Annotated in this window: 17 protein-coding genes; 5 read left to right on the top strand and 12 right to left on the bottom strand. The window is 66.4% G+C overall.

Features of this window, described 5'->3' with window-relative positions:
- The first annotated feature begins 61 nt into the window (after nt 1-61).
- On the top strand, nt 62-424 hold the full coding sequence (locus NGH83_RS00245) for a DUF2200 domain-containing protein (RefSeq protein ID WP_251857097.1): 363 nt from the start codon (nt 62-64) through the stop codon (nt 422-424).
- A gap of 1 nt (nt 425) precedes the next feature.
- Here the strand turns inward: NGH83_RS00245 and NGH83_RS00240 are convergent, their stop codons facing one another.
- Nucleotides 426-1,775, bottom strand: coding sequence for a CoA transferase (locus tag NGH83_RS00240; RefSeq protein WP_251857096.1), 1,350 nt, complete (start codon nt 1,773-1,775; stop codon nt 426-428).
- A gap of 489 nt (nt 1,776-2,264) precedes the next feature.
- On the opposite strand from NGH83_RS00240, the gene NGH83_RS00235 reads away from it, so the two are divergent.
- Entirely contained in the window at nt 2,265-2,450 is a 186-nt protein-coding gene (locus tag NGH83_RS00235; RefSeq protein ID WP_251857095.1) for a hypothetical protein, read from the top strand.
- Between the two features lie 150 nt (nt 2,451-2,600).
- On the opposite strand, the gene NGH83_RS00230 is transcribed toward NGH83_RS00235, so the two are convergent.
- From NGH83_RS00230 to NGH83_RS00215, 4 genes are read right to left on the bottom strand one after another with little or no spacing between them, the layout of a single operon-like run.
- A complete protein-coding gene (locus NGH83_RS00230; RefSeq protein WP_251857094.1) occupies nt 2,601-3,680 on the bottom strand; it encodes a DMT family transporter in 1,080 nt (359 codons plus the stop codon).
- Entirely contained in the window at nt 3,680-4,048 is a 369-nt protein-coding gene (locus NGH83_RS00225) for a metalloregulator ArsR/SmtB family transcription factor (RefSeq protein ID WP_251857093.1), read from the bottom strand. The genes NGH83_RS00230 and NGH83_RS00225 overlap by 1 nt, the downstream gene beginning before the upstream one ends.
- A 54-nt stretch (nt 4,049-4,102) precedes the next feature.
- Nucleotides 4,103-6,247 carry a heavy metal translocating P-type ATPase gene (locus NGH83_RS00220; protein ID WP_371872703.1) on the bottom strand — a complete coding sequence of 715 codons (2,145 nt, stop codon included), beginning with the start codon at nt 6,245-6,247 and terminating at the stop codon, nt 4,103-4,105.
- Complete coding sequence (locus NGH83_RS00215) at nt 6,244-6,621, bottom strand: helix-turn-helix transcriptional regulator (RefSeq protein ID WP_251857092.1); 378 nt, start codon at nt 6,619-6,621, stop codon at nt 6,244-6,246. Before NGH83_RS00215 ends, NGH83_RS00220 begins: the two co-directional genes overlap by 4 nt.
- A gap of 606 nt (nt 6,622-7,227) precedes the next feature.
- Here NGH83_RS00215 and NGH83_RS00210 point away from each other — a divergent pair.
- The 3 genes from NGH83_RS00210 to NGH83_RS00200 are packed head-to-tail and all read left to right on the top strand — an operon-like array spanning nt 7,228 to nt 9,007.
- The gene (locus NGH83_RS00210; protein ID WP_251857091.1) at nt 7,228-7,677 is read left to right on the top strand and encodes a hypothetical protein; all 450 of its coding nucleotides are present in this window, start codon (nt 7,228-7,230) and stop codon (nt 7,675-7,677) included.
- A 38-nt stretch (nt 7,678-7,715) separates the two neighbouring features.
- Nucleotides 7,716-8,435, top strand: coding sequence for a YcnI family protein (locus tag NGH83_RS00205; protein ID WP_251857090.1), 720 nt, complete (start codon nt 7,716-7,718; stop codon nt 8,433-8,435).
- The gene (locus NGH83_RS00200; protein ID WP_251857089.1) at nt 8,432-9,007 is read left to right on the top strand and encodes a copper resistance CopC family protein; all 576 of its coding nucleotides are present in this window, start codon (nt 8,432-8,434) and stop codon (nt 9,005-9,007) included. Before NGH83_RS00205 ends, NGH83_RS00200 begins: the two co-directional genes overlap by 4 nt.
- Here NGH83_RS00200 and NGH83_RS00195 read toward each other — a convergent pair.
- Genes NGH83_RS00195 through NGH83_RS00165 form a run of 7 tightly spaced genes read right to left on the bottom strand, consistent with a single transcriptional unit; the run spans nt 9,004 to nt 16,600 of the window.
- On the bottom strand, nt 9,004-10,653 hold the full coding sequence (locus NGH83_RS00195) for a cytochrome c biogenesis protein ResB (RefSeq protein ID WP_251857088.1): 1,650 nt from the start codon (nt 10,651-10,653) through the stop codon (nt 9,004-9,006). The two genes, NGH83_RS00200 and NGH83_RS00195, sit on opposite strands and share 4 nt — an antisense overlap.
- Nucleotides 10,650-11,609, bottom strand: a complete 960-nt coding sequence (locus NGH83_RS00190) for a cytochrome c oxidase assembly protein (protein ID WP_251857087.1) — start codon at nt 11,607-11,609, stop codon at nt 10,650-10,652. The genes NGH83_RS00195 and NGH83_RS00190 overlap by 4 nt, the downstream gene beginning before the upstream one ends.
- Nucleotides 11,599-13,596, bottom strand: coding sequence for a cytochrome c oxidase assembly protein (locus tag NGH83_RS00185; RefSeq protein ID WP_251857086.1), 1,998 nt, complete (start codon nt 13,594-13,596; stop codon nt 11,599-11,601). The genes NGH83_RS00190 and NGH83_RS00185 overlap by 11 nt, the downstream gene beginning before the upstream one ends.
- Nucleotides 13,589-14,809, bottom strand: a complete 1,221-nt coding sequence (locus NGH83_RS00180) for a M23 family metallopeptidase (RefSeq protein ID WP_251857085.1) — start codon at nt 14,807-14,809, stop codon at nt 13,589-13,591. Before NGH83_RS00180 ends, NGH83_RS00185 begins: the two co-directional genes overlap by 8 nt.
- Complete coding sequence (locus NGH83_RS00175) at nt 14,806-15,393, bottom strand: TlpA disulfide reductase family protein (protein ID WP_251857084.1); 588 nt, start codon at nt 15,391-15,393, stop codon at nt 14,806-14,808. Before NGH83_RS00175 ends, NGH83_RS00180 begins: the two co-directional genes overlap by 4 nt.
- Nucleotides 15,390-16,067, bottom strand: coding sequence for a thioredoxin domain-containing protein (locus NGH83_RS00170; RefSeq protein ID WP_251857083.1), 678 nt, complete (start codon nt 16,065-16,067; stop codon nt 15,390-15,392). The genes NGH83_RS00175 and NGH83_RS00170 overlap by 4 nt, the downstream gene beginning before the upstream one ends.
- Nucleotides 16,064-16,600, bottom strand: a complete 537-nt coding sequence (locus NGH83_RS00165) for a M23 family metallopeptidase (RefSeq protein ID WP_251857082.1) — start codon at nt 16,598-16,600, stop codon at nt 16,064-16,066. Before NGH83_RS00165 ends, NGH83_RS00170 begins: the two co-directional genes overlap by 4 nt.
- Nucleotides 16,601-16,896 lie beyond the last annotated feature (296 nt).

Here is a 16,896-nt window from a genome sequence, read left to right as displayed (position 1 = left end):
TCGGAAGGCGCGGGACGGGAGGGCTTCCGGCGAACGGTACTTGCGTCGTAGCCTGCGTGGCATGAGCCGGATCTTCTCCATGCCCGTCGCGTCGGTCTATCCGCTCTACCTGCAGAAGCTCGAGCGGAAGGGACACTCGAAGGCCGAACTCGACGAGGTCATCGAGTGGCTCACCGGTGTCGACGAGCCGACGATGCAGGGACATCTCGCCGCGGGCACGACCTTCGAGCAGTTCTTCGGCGGGGTGGAACTCAACCCCGCTAGCGCCTCCATCACCGGCGTGATCTGCGGAGTCCGGGTCGAGGAGATCGAGGATCCGCTGATGCAGAAGATCCGCTACCTCGACAAGCTCATCGACGAGGTGGCGCGCGGGAAGTCGATGCAGAAGGTGCTGCGCACTCCGCCGCCCGTCCCCGCGGGCTGAATCAGCGCGCCTGCCGCTCGAGCCAGCGCGGCTCATCTCCTCCCCACGATCTGCTCGCCGCCGGCCACGTGGTCGGTGACCCGGCGAACGCCGGTGCCGGTTCGGTACTGGTGATGCGTCCCGCCCCCGAGACCATCACCGTCACGGTGGGCTCGAAGCTCGGCAGCGGCTCCGGGCCTGCGAAGCCGAGCCCGAGCAGTTCATGCGCGGTCCGCGCCAGAGACACCCGAACGTCGGATCCTCCCCTATTGGCGTCCCGCAGCTGCAGTGCTCGCATGACGCCGGTCGCGAGCAGGTAGCCGCTCGCGTGGTCGAGCGCCTGATACGGCAGCGCTCCCGGGTGGTCCCCGTCGGCACTCGACGTCGCCGCGATGCCGGACGCCGCCTGTACGAGGCTGTCGAACCCGCGGCGTGAGCTCCACTCGGTGCCCCACCCCCACGCGTCCAGCCGGCCGACCACGAGCGAGGGGTACCGCGCGCTCAGACCGGCGGGATCGAGACCGAACCGGTCGAGGGATCCCGGCCGGTAGCCGACCGGCACGACGTCGGCGCCAGCGAGGAGATCGTCGAGCGCGGACCGGTCCGAGAGCCGCAGAAGCGCCGACCGTTTGCCCGCGCCGCTGTCGAGGTGCTGCCACTCCGGCTCGACGAGGTCGGGCGAGTCGACTCTGAGCACGTCGGCTCCGAACAGCGCCAGCGTCCGCGACGCCACCGGGCCTGCAATGACCCGGGTGAGGTCGAGCACCCTGACGCCGTCGAGCGGGCGCGAACCCCGCGCAGACCGGGTGGGCGCATTCACCAGGTCGCGGTCGATGCCGATGAGCGGCTCGTCTCCCACCGCGGCGCCCACCGGGTGCGCACGCCATTCGCCCACGCTGCGCACCCGGACGGCGAGCGCACCGTTCGCCGCAGCCCTCGACTCGACATCGGCGCCGTGGCTCATCGCGACCCGCACCGCGAACTCCTCGACGGTGGCCCCTGCGGCGAGATCGAGCGACCGCAGCAGGCGTTCGCGATGGTGGGGGTAGTTGGTGTGCGTGCGCATCCATCCGTCGGCCGAGCGCCAGAAGCCGGACAGGTCGCTCCAAATCTGCGGCGGCTGCCCGTCGAGGAGGAAGTGCCGCTCGCTGGTGACCGAGGTGAGCACCCGGTCGGTGTCCAGTCGCACGCGCGCCGATCCGCCGGCCAGCTCCGAGGCCTGCAACGCGGCGGCGGCGATGGAATCGTGGGTGAGCCGCCAGAGCGGCTCAGACATACCGGCGGGTCGTGGCCCCTCGTCGACACGGCCAATGGCGGCGGGATCGCCGCCGATACCGGACCAGATCCGTTCGAGCAGTGTCATCGCACTCATCCGCCACCTCCTCCGATGCGCGGAGCCCCGCGCTGCCGACGGTACTCCCGGCCTGCCGACGGTACTCCCGGCGCGGACGCCGCGGAACCGGGGGCGCCCACCGCTGAGTATCCGATCTCCGCGAGCGCGAGACGCCCCCTTCCACGGCGGCGACTCGCGGGTTACCGTCGGAGGGCGCGCCGGGCACCGCACCGCGTGCCGACGCGCGAGAGGTCGCCATGAGAGTGGGCATCGTCGAGTCGCCCGACGCCGGGCTCGTCACTCGAGCGGCGCAATACCGGCTCTTCCTGTACTCGGGCCCCGCCAGTGAACTGGCCGCGCTCGACTTCGTCGACAGCCAGGTGCACGAGGTACTCGAAGCCGCTGAACTCGCGGGAAAGGACGGCAAACTCTGGTCGCTCGCCGTCGTCGTGCCTACCACCGAAGGCGAACACCTCGTCTGGTTGTCAGGGCTTGGTTCCTGGCGCCGATGCAGAAACAGCGTGGCCGGTGATCAACGAGATCGATTCCCATCCTCTGGATATGATCCGTCAGTCGTTCGAGATCGACGGCCGTGAGGTCCAAGGCTTCGCCGCCGTGATCGATGATTGGAGCTTGGGCGACATGCACGGCACCTTCGCCGGGGGTACAGCCCTTATGCCCCCTCTAACGGTGTTCGGCCGTCAGACCACCTGACAGCCCGTAGCCATCGCCACCGGACCTCAAGCTAGAGCTGCTCGAAATTCCGTTGATCGCGGGCTCATCTCGCCCGCTCCCTGGTGATGCTTGCCGGCCGTACCGTTTAGGGATTCTCTTGCGGACCTTCCAAGGCAAGGGAGTGCGTTCCTAAGAAGAATGCGCGTCTTGGGTTCGCTGGCGGTGGCGGTGGCGATGGTGAGCGTCGGGGTAGTGCTCGTGCGTGTGGGTGATCGGTTGATGGGTGTGGACGTGACGGTGCCAGCCGATCACCGTGGCTTCCGTGCCGGCGTCATGATCGTGCTGATGATGTTCGTCGTGCGTGTGCCAGTGATCGTGCGTGATCGCGTCATGCGTGTGCTCATGCTCGTGCCGTTCGGTGAGGTGTAGCCACACGCCGAGCCCCATCAGCACGCCAGCGACCACCACCGACCAGGTGAGCGGTTCCCCGAGGGCGAGCGCGAGAACCGCTCCGAAAAAGGGAGCGATCGAGTAGTAAGCACCGGCGCGGGCGGTGCCGACATGGCGCATGGCCACGATGAAGAGCACCAGACTGACGCCGTAGGAGACCAGCCCGATCCCCATCGATGCGCCGATTGCGAGCGCTCCGGGCAGTTGCGCGCCGAGACCGAACGCGAGGACGAGGTTGACCGGCCCGGCGACGCCGCCTTTGACCGCGGCCAGCCAGGTGGCGTCGGTGAGGGCGAGCTTGCGGGTGAGGTTGTTGTCGAGCCCCCAGCTGAGGCATGCGCCAAGAATCGCCAGGGAGGGCCATGGGCTGCCGAAGGTCGCTCCGGCGGGGATGCTGAGCACGATGGCGCCGGCGACGATGGCGAGCATGCCGAGCGCGATGCGACGGTCGAAGTTCTCACGGAACACGAACCAGGCCAACGCGGCGGTGAAGACGCCTTCCGCGTTGAGCAGTAGGGACGCACCCGACGCCGGCATGCTGGAGAGGCCGACCAGGAGAAGGACCGGCCCGACGACTCCACCGAAGACGACCGCGCCGGCCAGCGGAAGCAGCTGGGAGCGCGCGATCGTGACGCGCGCAGGGCGCCGGATCAGGCGATACAGCCCCAGACCGGCTCCGGACCCGCAGTAGAGCAGCCCAGCGAGCAGCCACGGACTGACGTCCTCGAGCAGGAGCTTCGCGAGGGGCGTGCCGGCACCGAAGAGCACCGCGGAAGCCAGTGCTGCCTGAACACCCGCGTTCCGGAGGGCGCCGAGCATCAGCCCAGGCCGTCGGCTGTGTGCTCGCGGTGGTGAGCAGGCGTATTGGTCAGTGCATGCTCGGCCTGGAAGATCGCGTCGCTCACCAACCGGCTCGCGTGCTCGTTCGCGAGTCGATAGAACACGCGGGTGCCCTCCTGCCGTGTGGCGACGACGCGGGCGAGGCGGAGCTTGGCGAGGTGTTGCGAGACGGCCGCCGGCGACTTGTCGACGATATCGGCGAGGTGATTGACAGAGAGCTCCTCGTTCCGCAATGCCAGGACGATCCGCACCCGCGTGGCATCGGCGAGCATCGCGAAGATCTCGACGGCGAGCTCGACGTAGGGACTCTCGGGGTGCCGCCCGCAAGTCGTCTTATCTGCATCCATGCGCAGATTCTTTCACAGAGTCGCGATCTCACAGCCTCCCTGCCGTGCGGCGTCTCACGTCGGTGCGCCTGCGAGCTCTCGCTGGAAGACACGAGCGTCGGCCCCGCCAGCTGACCGTTTGGGGCGGCGAGCCGCGCGGACTCCGTTCGCTATGACGACGACTTCCGCGATTTCGTGAACGAGCACGACTCCGGCAAGCCCCAGCACTCCGAAGAGCGCCAGCGGAAAGAGCACGACGATGATGGTCAGAGCCAACCCGATGTTGACCGTCATGATGCGACGGCCGCGTCGGGCGTGTTGGAGAGCGTCGGGAATGAGCCGCAGGTCGGTGCCGGTGAAAGCGATGTCAGCGGACTCGATCGCCGCCGCGGAGCCTTTCAATCCCATCGCGATCCCTGTGGTGGCGCTGGCGAGGGCGGGCGCGTCGTTGATTCCATCACCGACCATCGCGGTGGGGCCGGCACTGGCCAGGGTGATCATCGCTTCGGCCTTGTCCTTTGGCAGTTGACCGGCGCGGACGTCGTCGATGCCGGCCTGCGCGGCGAGCACCTTCGCGGTGCGCTCATTGTCACCGGTGAGCATGACGGTTGCGACACCCTGGTCGGCGAGCATGCGGATGGTCTCCGCCGCCTCCGGTCTCAGTTCGTCGCGCACTCCGATCACCCCCGCGATCTCACCGTTGATCTCCACCACGACAACCGTCATGCCAGCGTTCGCCATCGCGTCCGACGCAGCCTCCAAGGGGCCGGGATTCAACCATCGAGTGTTTCCGATACGCACGGCGGCTCCGTCGACCCAGCCGCTGACGCCGTGACCGGCCTCCTCGACCACGTCCGCGGCGCGAGCAATGTCGCCGGCGGCCGCGGCGGTGATCGCCGATGCGAGCGGGTGATTGCTGTTCGCCTCCAACGAGGCCGCGAGAGCCAGCACCTCGTCACGGGTTCGCGGGGCGGACGTCGCGACGTCGACGACCTGCGGCTCATTGCGAGTGAGAGTGCCGGTCTTGTCGAAGGCGATCGTACGAATCGTGCCGAATCGTTCGAAGGCCTCACCCGATTTGATGATGACGCCGAACTTCGACGCCGACCCGATAGCACTGATCACGGTGACGGGCACGGCGATGGCAAGCGCGCACGGCGACGCAGCGACGAGCACCACCAGTGCGCGTTCGGCCCACAGTCCGGGGTCGCCGACGAGAACTCCGAGCAGAGCGACGACAGCGGCCGCGATCAGGACTGCGGGAACCAGCGGTCGTGCGATTCGGTCGGCCAGGCGAGCGCGGTCCCCCTTTCGAGCATGCGCCTGCTCGACCAGGTGAACGATCTGGGTAAGTGAGTTGTCGCGACCGTCGGCTGTCGCTTCGATGCGCAATGTCGCCGCCCCGTTCACCGCCCCGGCTGGAACTTCGTCGCCAGGCCCGACTGCGACGGGTATGGACTCGCCCGTCACGGCGGAAGTGTCGATGCTCGATCGTCCCTCGACGACGACACCATCCGTGGCGACCCGGTCGCCGGCGCCGACGACGATGATGTCGAGCTCCTGCACCTCCGCGGCAGGGACCGTGACTTCGCCGGAAAGGCGGGAGATGCGAACCGTTGCAGGAACGAGAGCCAGAAGCGCCTTCAGTCCCTCCTTGGCGCGATCCATCGCCCGATCTTCGAGGGCCTCTGCGAGTGAGAAGAGGAACGCAAGTGTTGCTGCCTCGCCGACATGTCCGAGCGCGACCGCACCGACCGCGGCGATGGTCATCAGCAGACCGACGCCCAACCGGCGGTGCATCAACCGGCGTACCGCGCCGGGCACGAAGGTGTAGGCCCCGGCGATGAGCGACACCCATTGGAGGATCAGAGCCGGCATCCCCAGCCCCGACCATTCGAACACATAGCCGCTGACCAGAGCCAGGCCCGCGACGGCGGGCGGAAGCAGCGCGATGTCTCGCCAGACCGGCGGCCGATTCTCTTCTACCTCTGATTCGACACTCTCATGGTCCGTCGGAGGCACGGCTGGCCCCTCCGGGCCGCAGCACGCGTCACCGGCAAGGTGCTGCCGTTTCTGGCGATCGTGCGGGACTGCACCCAGAGACCCATCGTCGAGTGGACCGCAGCATCCATCCCCGCCGGTCATCGGCCTCGTGAGCTGCAGACGCACCGGCGAGGGGGTTTTGCGTGTCTCGTCGGGGCCGCAGCACTCCTCGCTCACAGCGACACCTCTGCCGACGACCGCTTCGAGGTGGAGCAGCACAGCGGCACGTCGCAGTCGTCACCTGAGCAGGCGACGCCGTCGTCGTACGCGAGAACCGTGTCGACCAGCAACGTGATCGCCTGGGTCAGATGAGGGTCGGCGATCTCGTAACGAGTCTGCCTCCCTTCAGGGGTGGCTACCACGATTCCGCAGCCGCGCAGGCAGGTCAGGTGATTCGACACGTTGGTGCGGGAGATCTGGAGCACGTCGGCGAGCTGGGCCGGATAGCCCGGGCCCGACAAGAGCTCCATCAAGATCCGCGACCGCGTCGGATCGGCCATCGCCCGCCCGAGTCGGTTCATGACGTCGAGCTTGCTCGCGATAGTCAGCATGCAGTGACTATACAGCGCATCATGTACAGTCGACGGGTGATCGAGCCGAACTCGGGTAGCGCCGGGATAGAGGCGTTGACTCCACCCGCGTCTGGCGTTTCCGCTCCCCCGGCGGGCCAGGTTGTTGCGGTGGAGGCGATGTCGCCGCGGCCACACCCGACTGTAGAGCCCGCAGCATCAGATTGGTTGCTCGGTGCGGGCCTTCTCGTCGCGGTCACCGCTCTACTCGTCTTTTCCCATTCGTTGCGCCGCTGGGCGGACCGAATCACTTACCGAAGGCCCCGCGACGACCGCGACGTATCCTCTGCTGTGATCGACTTTCAGGGCGAACCCCGCAACGGCCCTTCGACGGGTGACCGCTGAAGGCGCGAGATCGCCGGTTGTCGCCGCTCAGGCTAGGCTCGATGTCGGAGGTCGGAGATGAAGCGGCGGAGCCCGGCAGCTTCCCGACGACCGGAAGCCGATGTCCTGGCTGCCCGTCAGTCCCGCGTCAAACGCGGTAGCGCAGTCGGGTCGTTCTCGACCGCTGTCGCGCTCGGCGCGCACACTCTCGCGTCCGGGTGCCTTCCCTCCCCCGCTGCGATCGCCCTGGCGTTCGCCGCGAGTGTGATCATCGCGATCGCGGTCTCTGCCTCCAAACCGAGCCTCGTGCGTCTGTGCGTTGGAGTCGGCGGCGCGCAATTCGTCTACCACGCGATCTTCGGGCTTTCCAGCCACACCCCGTCCGTCGTCCCCTCCGGGGGCCACCATGGTGCGCCGATCGGGATGTTGACGCTCACCGGCGGCGATCAACATGCCGATATGGCCTGGCTGCACGTTGCTGCCGCAGTCCTGACCGTTCTCTACACGGTGGTGGGCACTCGGCAGCTCGACGCAACGATCGCTACGGTCGTCCGCCGCGTCCGTGGTGTCACCCGGTTGACCGCGGTAGTCCTTCCTCGGTTCCCGCAGAAGCTCGAGTTCATCCCGCCCGCGCGGGAGCGCATCGACTCGGTTCCGTCGAGGTGGGTGTGGAGGAGAGGGCCGCCCGTTGGCCCTGTCCACATCCTTCTCTGACTTGGCCCCTAGGGCCTGAACCGAAAGCACATCCGATAATGAGAACAAAGTCCTTTGGCGCGCTTGCCGCGCTTTCCCTCGGCGCCGTCCTGGCCATCGCCCCTGCCATTGCAGCCAACGCTCACGTGGGTCTCAGCCCGAGTTCGGCGGCCGCGGGCGAAACCGCGGCTCTCACTTTCACCATTCCGAACGAATCGGAAACAGCCTCCACCACCAAGGTGGAGATTCTTCTGCCCACTGACACCCCCCTGGTCAATGTTCGATATCAAGCGATCCCGGGGTGGACGACAGCGGTGCTTCAGGAAGAGCTCGCGGAGCCTGTCACCGTAGGTGAGACCACGATCACCACGGCTCCGACGCGGGTGATCTACACGGCGGACCCCCAGGGAGGGATCGCGCCGTTCGCGTTCGAAACCTTCACCATCCGGGTGGGTCCGGTTCCCGAAGCGGGAAATCTCGTGCTTCCCGTCGTTCAGAGCTATGACGACGGCGAGGTATCCGATTGGTCGGCAACGCCCGAACAATACGAGTCGGATGAGTCCCTCAGCCCAGCCCCAGTGCTGTACATCAATGACGCAGCTCCGGAAGGCGGGCACGGCTCTGCTTCCTCGGTCGGCGCCGCCGATGACGAGTCGATTGCTCCCAACGAGAACGGGGGGCTCCTGCTCGGACTGGCGATCAGTGCTCTAGCGGTCGCCGTGTTTGCTGGGGCGCTGGCGATCGCCGCCTTGGTGCGTAGCGGCAGGCGCGCACGGTGAAGCGACGAATCGTCGTGACCGCGGCGGTTGCGTTGGCACTTATCGCCCTTCCATCGGCGCCGGCTCAGGCGCACGACTCACTGCTGCAGACCACTCCATCCCAGGGGGCCGAGGCCACGACAGTGGACGAGGTATCCCTCAGGTTCAGCGACGCGCTTCTCGATCTCAACGGAATCGGTAACGCATTCGTCATCCGGGTCGAGGATGGTGCGGGGGCATTTTACGGCGACGGGTGCGTCGATCTGGTGGATGACACCATGTCGATGCCGGTCGAGCTCGGCGAACCGGGTCGCTATACCGTGACCTGGCGCGCGGTCTCAACCGATGGTCACACGATCTCGGATGCGTTCGATTTCGACTTCGTGCCAGCGGACGGGAACACGGCATCGGTCGGCTCGGATACCCCGCCGGTGTGCGCCGAGGGGGCGCAGGCTGAGGCCACGCCCTCCGATGGCGTTGCTGAGTCGCCTACGGACACCGTTGGCCTCATTGTCGGCCTCAGCGTCGGTGGTGTTCTGGTGATCGGCGGACTTGTGGGGCTCGCGATCGGAATGCGGTTGCGGCGACGCTAGATCGTGTGGGTGGGGGTGTCAGACATGGCTCCCCCACCCGCGCGTTGCAGCGTGTCGAGGTGCTGGGTGGCGAGTTCTTCGACGACCCGTTCCAGACCGGGGTCGTCCCCTCGAGCCAGGCCTGCGTATTCGGCGACAACCCCGTCGCCGCTCTGGCTTACCCGCACCCATATCCTTCGCCGCGGAATGAGCAGCGAGGCTAGCAGCCCTGCCACGATGACGATCGAGAAGATCAGGACCCAGGTCTGGCCCGGGTCGAAACTGATGTCAAAGGACGCGAATCTTGGCACCTCCCCGAGTGCGACGGTACCGAGCCCGTTGGGAAGCTGAGCGCTCTCACCGGGTCGCAGTTCGATCGAGTCGACACCGCTGTCCCCTCCTGTCAGTTGCGTGAGCTCGCTGGTGTCCAACGCGTACACGGAGCGCGGAATCCCGTCTTCCAGGCCCAGGTCTCCTGTGAACGTATTGAGGGTGAGGACGGGGTTGAGCATGTCGGGGTTTTCGGAGAAGTAGGCACCGCTGTCTCCCACAGTCTGAGTCGGATAGAAGAAGCCGATCATGCCGATCTGCTCGGCGAGCCCATCGGGAACCTTGATGATTCCGAGAGAGGTCAAGAAGGCATCTTGAGGAAGGAACGGGATCTTCTCCTGCAGCACAACGTCGCCCGCCGGCGAAGTGACGGTGATCTCAGGGGCGTAACCGTTTCCGAGCAGGAAGATGTCGCTTCCGGCGACGTTGATCGGCTCGTTGACTTTCACCTGCTGCGGAATGGCTTCTTCCGTTCCCTGCCATCTGGTAGACACGGACGCGGTGAAATCGATGGGTTGTCCGATCGCGTTGGTGTTCTCCGTCTCGTAGTCGACGGCGAGATCGTCCAGGGTGAGGGCGAACGGGGCGAGTTGGGTATCGGTGAAGAAGCGCCCCGGGTTGAACGAGTCATAGGCGCTGAGCGTGTTGGCGAACCCTTCCCCTTCGACCAGAACCCGTTGTCCGGTGTAAGAGAATCCGCCGCCGAGACCGACGGCGATGAGTACGCCGACCATCGAGAGGTGGAAGACCAGGTTTCCGGTCTCGCGGATGTACCCGCGCTCGGCGCTGACCGCGATCGAGGTTGGGGTGACCTCGGTGCTGACCCGGTAGAGCTGCCGCTTGAGCAGCCTTTCGGCGGCGTGAGCCGCTGTTTCGGCTGTCATTGATGGGAGCTCTTGATTGTGGTGGGCGGGCATGCGGGTGAAGCGGGCGGGTGCCCTCGGGGGGCGCGCGCGTAGCGCGGCCCAGTGGTGCCGGATCCTGGGGACGAGGCACCCGATCAGCGAGATGAACAGCAACAGGTAGATGCTGGAGAACCAAAACGAGGAGTACGAGTCGAAGACCTGCAGTGCATCGAGTATCTCCGCCAGTTGCGGGTTGTTGTCGGTGTATTGGACGACCCCGTTGGGGTCGGCGCTTCGTTGCGGTACCAGCGATCCGGGAATGGCGGCAATGGCCAGCAGCAGCAGCAGGACCAGCGCGGTTCTCATGCTGGTCAGTTCGGTCCAGAGCCAACGGCTGAAGCGTGCGACCCGGTGGCGGGCTCGCGGGCGGGGAGCTGCCAGTTCTGGACGGTCGGGCTCTTCGGTGATGTGGTCGTAGGGGCGGTGCATCATAGTCTCCGGTGGTCGCGTTCCGCCGCGAGACGGAGACGCTCGTTGTAGGCCTCGAGTTCGGCGTCCCCGTCTCGGTCGACCCGCCGGTCTCGTTCCTGCGCTTTCCGGGTGTCGCTTCGGTACCAGCGTCCGAGCATGATCAGGATCATGATCAGTGTCGGTGCCTCTCCGTAGGACCAGGCAAGCCCTCCGGCGACCGCTTGATCGGCGATGGGGTCGATGTCCCAGGCGACGGGTGGTGTTGCGAACAGGTTGACCAGCGGCCGGGTGCCCATCATCAGAAATACGCCGAAGAACGCGTGCAGAGGCATCTCGACGAACAGATCCAGTAGCCGACCGTGATGAGTCATCCGGAACGGCATCGGACCGGTGGACAGCAGCGGAACGGTGAACAGCATTCCTGCAACAAGGAAAAACACCTCGAGTCCGACATGGCCGACTATCGACCCGAGCAGCAGGTCGGCGAGGTCAGTGAGGTAGAGGCCGTAGAAACTCAGCAGGAACAGCGGGATGGTGAACGCCGGCTGCAGCGCGAACCCGAATCCTCGAGACCGCATGACCGCGATGACTCCCGCCGTGATCCGACGCCCGGCCGACGACCGCAGGCGGAGATCGAGGAGAAGCCTCATTGGCGCTCCGAGAACGAGTAGCGGCGGCACCGCCATCATCAAGGTCAGCTGCTGGAACATGAACACCGAGAACATGCGGTACCCGTAGTCCTCGAGCGCGAGGCCGGTGGTCGCGACGACGGCCAGACAGCCCACCAGGAAACTGACGGCTCGCCACGCCGGCCATGCCCGACCCGATAGTTTCACCCGGATGAGGCCGGCCAGGTACAGCGCCGCGATGACGGTCATCGCTACCGGGAGAACCGGCACGACCGCGTCGCCGGGGCTGAGGAACGCGAGCAGGTCCGGAGCGCCCTCCGGTGGAATGGGCAGCGAGTCAGCGTCCACGTTTCTCGCTCAGACGTCGCAGTCGATCGTTGTAGGCGCGCAGTTCCGCGTCGTCGGTACGGTCGGCGTGGCGGTCTCGTCGGCGGGTTTCTCGCCCATCGGAGCGGGACCATTGGGCGGCGATCAGAAGGGCTAATGCCAGCGCGGGGATTTCGCCGATACCCCAGGCGATCCCGCCGGCAACCCGCTGATCCTCTAGCGGATTGATTCCCCATCCGGTCGCGATGACGCCGTACCAGTCCGGCAGCAGCAAGTTGCCCGAGGTGATGATGGCGAGTCCGAAGAACGCGTGGAACGCCATTGTGATGAGCAAGATCAGCAGCCGCAGCGGGTAGGGAGCCCGGTACGGGATGGGGTCGGCGCCGAAGAGGCTCAACGCGAACAGGTACCCGGTGATCACGAAGTGCGCGACCATCCACTGGTGACCGATCGGATCTTCTACCGCCCATCCCAGCAGCGGTGTGAAGTAGAACACGATGAGGGACACTCCGAAAACGCCGGCGGCGACGATCGGGTGGGTGAGGATGCGGGCTGGAATGGACTTCGTCGCGGCGATCAACCATTCGCGCACCCCCCTGCTGCCGTCAGTGCGGGCGGGAATTGCTCGAAGAGCGAGGGTCATCGGTGCTCCCGCGACCAGGAGGATCGGAGCCACCATCCCGAGGAGCATGTGGCTGGCCATGTGGGCGCTGAACAGGTAGGTGCCGTACAGGCCCGCTCCACCGTTCGTGGCGTAAACGAGAACGACCAGTCCGGTGAGCCAGCTGACGGTGCGCCCGACCGGCCAACGGTCGCCCCGCCGAGCCAGCCGGCTGACTCCGATCGAGTAGGCGACGGCCCCGATGCCGCCGGCGAGCAGCCAGATGGGGTCCGGGGTGAAGGAGAGAAGCAGCGCCGGCAGGTCGGGGAACGGTGGTAGCGGCTGCCCGGTCAACCGCTGAGCGGCGGTCACCGCGAGCTCTTCTTTCTTCGGGATCGGTGTCCGAGCGAGCACCGAGGCGGTTCCCGCCGCCAAGCCCATCAGAGCGATCTCCGCGATGACGAGGCGCCAGAAGATCCGAAGGTTGCCGGCACGCACCTGTCTGATCGAGATCCGTCGGTGCAGGACGCCAGCCATGCCCAGTGCGCAGAGCAGTGTGACTTTGGCGATGATCAGCCATCCGTAGGGGGTGGTGATCAGCTGCTCGGGGGTCTGGAATCGGATCGCGGCGCCGATCGTGCCGGATACGGCGACCACGACGAAGCACAGCAGCGCAATGGTGGAGTAGCGCTCCAGGGTCGAAGCAGCGACGGTTGGAGTGCGGGCGTCCCGCTTCAGCCAAAGGATGCACAAGACGACGAGTCCACCGATCCAGACCGCCGCCCCGCTCATGTGTAGCCACAGCGCCGAGGAGGCGGAGTTGTGGCTTCCCGCACCGGCCGCGTGGCCTTGAAGCGCCAGCGGGACGAACGCCAGAAGGGACAGGACGGTTGCGAAGGCGACCGTCCACGCTCCTCGTGCTGCAAAGCAAAGGATCGCGAGTATCGCGGTGGCGAGGAATGTGAATATCCAGGCCTGACCGAGCTCGATCTCGGTGAGGTACTGACCAAAGGCGGGGAGGAAGACTGCCGGGTCGAAGCGGCCGGCGAGGCCGAGGAACGACAGCACCGCGCCGGCGGCGATGAGGGGGACGCTGGAGGCCGCGGCGATGGTGGCGACGTCGAGGGCCCGGTTTCGAGACCTGCCGGGAGGGAGTACGACGGTGGCGAGCACCAGCGCCCCCGCGGTGGTCGCCATAGTGAGGTTGAGTGTGGACTTCACGATCGGTGCTCCGAGCGTGACAACGGTGCCGCCGCTGTCCAGTACCGCCGGTTCGAACGGGACGACCACTGAGAAGGCTGTCGCGGCGGCGAGGACGCTGATCGCCGGCAGCAGGACCATCAGGGCGACCAGTTTGCCGCGAGCGACGGGCGGCAGGTCGCGGTCCCGGGTCGAGGCGCTAGCCAAGAGGAGCTCCCCTGCTGCTCATGAACGGCTCGGGGTCGATTCGAGCTCCATCGACTCTGACCTCGTAGTGCAGGTGGCAGCCGGTGGAGGCGCCGGTGGTTCCCACCAGCGCGACCACTTGACCGGCTGCCACCTGCTGCCCCTGACTGACCAGGAGCTTGGAGGTGTGGGCGTATCCGGTTTGAACGCCGGAGCCGTGGTCGATGAGGAGCCAATTACCGTAAGTCCCGAACCATCCGGCGTAGTCGACGGTCCCGCTGGTAGCGGCGTAGATCGGGGTTCCGCATCCGCCGGAGAGGTCGGTGGCGTAGTGGAACGGATTCACTCCTGCCACCGGTTGTTGGGGTCTTGGCCCATACGGGTCGGTGATGCGGCCGGGCACGGGGCGGGCCCAGCCTTGGCCGCTGAGTTGACCGGAGTCGTAGTTTGGGGCGCTCTGTTCTGCTGCGCGCTTCGCCTCTTGACCTCGGCTGTAGTCACTCTCGGTGGCGGCCCGGTTTTCCTCCAGAACGGCCAGTTGTGCCCTGAGTTGTTCGCCGAACTGCTGCTGCTCGGCGAGCTTGCTTTCGGCTGCCGCGCTTGCTGTTGCTGCGGCGCGCATCGTGTTGTCGGCAATGGTGAGGAGTCGTTGTCGTTCGGTGAGGGCGACTTCGGCTTGTCCGAGTAGCGCAGTCGCCTGGCGTTGGTCTCGCTCTGCGCTCTCGCGGACAGCGCCGAGCGAGATGCTGAGGCGGGCCGCGGAGCCCAGCCGGGTCAGAAGGTTTTCGGCGCCGTCGACTTGGAGCAGCGCTTCGACAGCGACTCCCATGGTGGCCGATCGTGACATTAGCGCGGCGACTCGGCCGGCTTGGCGCTTCGATTCGTTCGCCTGCTGCTGAGCAGTTTGGGCCCGGGCGCTCAGGTCCGTGGACTCTTGTGCTGCTTCGTCGACGGCGGCCTGCGCGGTTTCGAAGAGTTGCGATTGGCGGTCGGACTCGACGCGGGCGGCGCTGGCTTCCGCGTCGAGCTGAGCCACGGTTGCCGACAGGCGTTCGATCTGGGCCCGTTTGGTCGCCTCGTCGGAGCGTGCCGCCTCGACTTCTGCCCAGGTCGGGTATTCGGCGGCCGCTGCCGCTCCGCCTTGGAGGACCTGGCTGAGGATGATCGCGACGGCGGCCCAGGAGGCGGCGGCTCTGCCTTTGCACCGGTTGCGGGTGCGGTTGCGTGGTGTCACTTCTCTGCCAGCACGCGGTCGATCAGGGACTCGAGGATCGACCGGTCGGAGAGTTGGCCGAGGACTCGTGCGGCCACCCGAGATTGGCGGTCGAGGACCAGGGTCGTGGGCACCGCGTTCGGCGCGACGAGGCCGCTGAACTCGAGAAGGATCCTGCCTTCGCGGTCGAGGAGGGAGGGGTAGGTGACATTGAAGGTGTCGGCGAAGGCCAGAGCTGCTGCACTGTCGTCCCGGACATTCACGCCGAGGAAGGAGACACCCTTGTCGGCGTATGCGAGGTTCACCGCCTCGAGATCCGGGGCTTCCGCCCGACATGGTGGGCAGGAGGCGTACCAGAAGTTGACCACCAGGATGTCGCCGTCGAAGTCGCTGCTTGACAGGGTGCCGCCGGTGTCGAGTTCACCGGCGAAGGTGACGGGCTCGTCGCGCGATTCTGCCGCGATTTCGAGGACGCTTCCGTCTCCGGCGACGTAGTTCTGTTCGCTGCCGGAGCGGTACTGTTCGGCGATGGGATCGGCGCTGGCGCAGCCGGCGAGGACCCCTATGACGAGCACGCTTGCCGCAGCTGCCGGGACGGCTCTCATTGCGCTAGGGCGGCGTCGATTGCGTCGACGAAGTCTTGCGCGGACTCTGGTTCGAGTCTCTCGCCGTTCAGGAAGAAGCTGGGGGTGCCTTCTACACCCAGCTCGATCCCGTCAGCAAAGTCCGATTGCACGCGAGCTTGCGTGTCCGGGTCGGCGACCGCTGCGTCGTAGTCGGTCATGTCCAGCCCCAGCTCTTGTGCGTAGGTTCGGAATACCGCCGCCTGTGAGTCCTGTTTCTCCGCCCATTGCGTCTGGGTCTCGAAGAGCCGCTCGTACATCGCTTCGAACTGCCCCTGTTCGGATGCCGCCTGCGCGGCGATCGCGGCGTTCTCCGAGTTCTTGTGACTCGGGATCGGGAAGTACCGGACAGCGAAAGTGATCTGGCCGTCGTACCTGGCTCGTAACTCCTCGACAAACGGGTAGAAGGCTCCGCAGGCTTCGCATTCGAAGTCGAGGAACTCCACCAGTGTGACCTCACCGTTCTCGGCGACGTCGAGCCGGTGAGTGTCATCGCGAAGAACCTGGGCCGGGCCGTCGGTTTCGGTGAGCGCCGCCGTGCGGGCAGTGGTGTTGACCACGATTGCGATCACTACAGCGATTGCAGCCGCGGCGACCAAGCCGGCGACGAGGTAGATGATCCGGCGTGTCCGGCTGGTGTTCTGAGTGGTGTTCATCGTCCGACCTTTTCTGTCAGCCATGCGTAGGGATCAACTGATTGGCCGTCTTCGGTGACCTCGAAGTGCAGGTGCGGCCCGGTGCTCAGCCCGGTGCTTCCGACCCGCCCCACGCCGTCGCCGACTCTGACGGTCTGTCCTCGTTCCAGCAGCAGGGAGCCCCACTGCATGTGCGCGTACAAGGTGGTGATTCGACGCCCGTCCACGACGTGTTCGACGATGGCGTAGACCCCGAACCCCGAGTCGGATTCGCCGGTCTCGATGACCGTCCCGTCGGCGATCACCTGGATCGGGGTGCCGACTCCCGGGAGCATGTCGATGCCCTTGTGGAACGATGCGCAGCCGTCGCACGAGCGGGGACCATACATGTCGCTGAACGGGACACCGGCGGGAAACGGCCACTGCACCGGCGAGGTGAGGTCGTTGACGTAGGTCGGTGCGGTCCGCATGCTCTGCAACGCAGCGACCTGAGTCGGTGTCGAGGCGGTGTACCCGTCACGGGTGATCGGCGATGCAGGCGCGGACGTGGTCATCTTCAGTTCCTGAGAACCAGCGGAAATCGTCGATGCTGGGGCGGAACCGGTCTCGTCTGGGGGACCAACAGCGATTGCGGGTAGGGAGGTGGCGATCGCTAATCCTGCGACGAGGGCCGCGGAAACGACCGATACGACCGAACGACGCACCGACGATCGAGATCGGGCGGACTCGGTGTGGGCGCGCCGCCTGGCGTGGGCGCGTCCAATAGTGCGAGGGCGCGGGCGGATCAGGCTCGAACGTGCTTGCCTGAGAGACCTTCGGGTAGGGGCGGGGGTGTCAACGTCCGATGGGG

It is taken from the genome of Herbiconiux sp. L3-i23, from assembly GCF_023734115.1.
GTDB lineage: Bacteria > Actinomycetota > Actinomycetes > Actinomycetales > Microbacteriaceae > Naasia.
This window is presented reverse-complemented; position numbering and strand designations above follow the sequence as displayed.

Bases quoted from the DNA above. Each gene is read 5' to 3' on its own strand.
- NGH83_RS00245 (WP_251857097.1), top strand. From the start codon at position 62: ATGAGCCGGATCTTCTCCATGCCCGTCGCGTCGGTCTATCCGCTCTAC.
- NGH83_RS00240 (WP_251857096.1), bottom strand. From the start codon at position 1,775: ATGAGTGCGATGACACTGCTCGAACGGATCTGGTCCGGTATCGGCGGC.
- NGH83_RS00230 (WP_251857094.1), bottom strand. From the start codon at position 3,680: ATGCTCGGCGCCCTCCGGAACGCGGGTGTTCAGGCAGCACTGGCTTCC.
- NGH83_RS00225 (WP_251857093.1), bottom strand. From the start codon at position 4,048: ATGGATGCAGATAAGACGACTTGCGGGCGGCACCCCGAGAGTCCCTAC.
- NGH83_RS00215 (WP_251857092.1), bottom strand. From the start codon at position 6,621: ATGCTGACTATCGCGAGCAAGCTCGACGTCATGAACCGACTCGGGCGG.
- NGH83_RS00205 (WP_251857090.1), top strand. From the start codon at position 7,716: ATGAGAACAAAGTCCTTTGGCGCGCTTGCCGCGCTTTCCCTCGGCGCC.
- NGH83_RS00195 (WP_251857088.1), bottom strand. From the start codon at position 10,653: ATGATGCACCGCCCCTACGACCACATCACCGAAGAGCCCGACCGTCCA.
- NGH83_RS00175 (WP_251857084.1), bottom strand. From the start codon at position 15,393: ATGAGAGCCGTCCCGGCAGCTGCGGCAAGCGTGCTCGTCATAGGGGTC.
- NGH83_RS00170 (WP_251857083.1), bottom strand. From the start codon at position 16,067: ATGAACACCACTCAGAACACCAGCCGGACACGCCGGATCATCTACCTC.
- NGH83_RS00165 (WP_251857082.1), bottom strand. From the start codon at position 16,600: ATGACCACGTCCGCGCCTGCATCGCCGATCACCCGTGACGGGTACACC.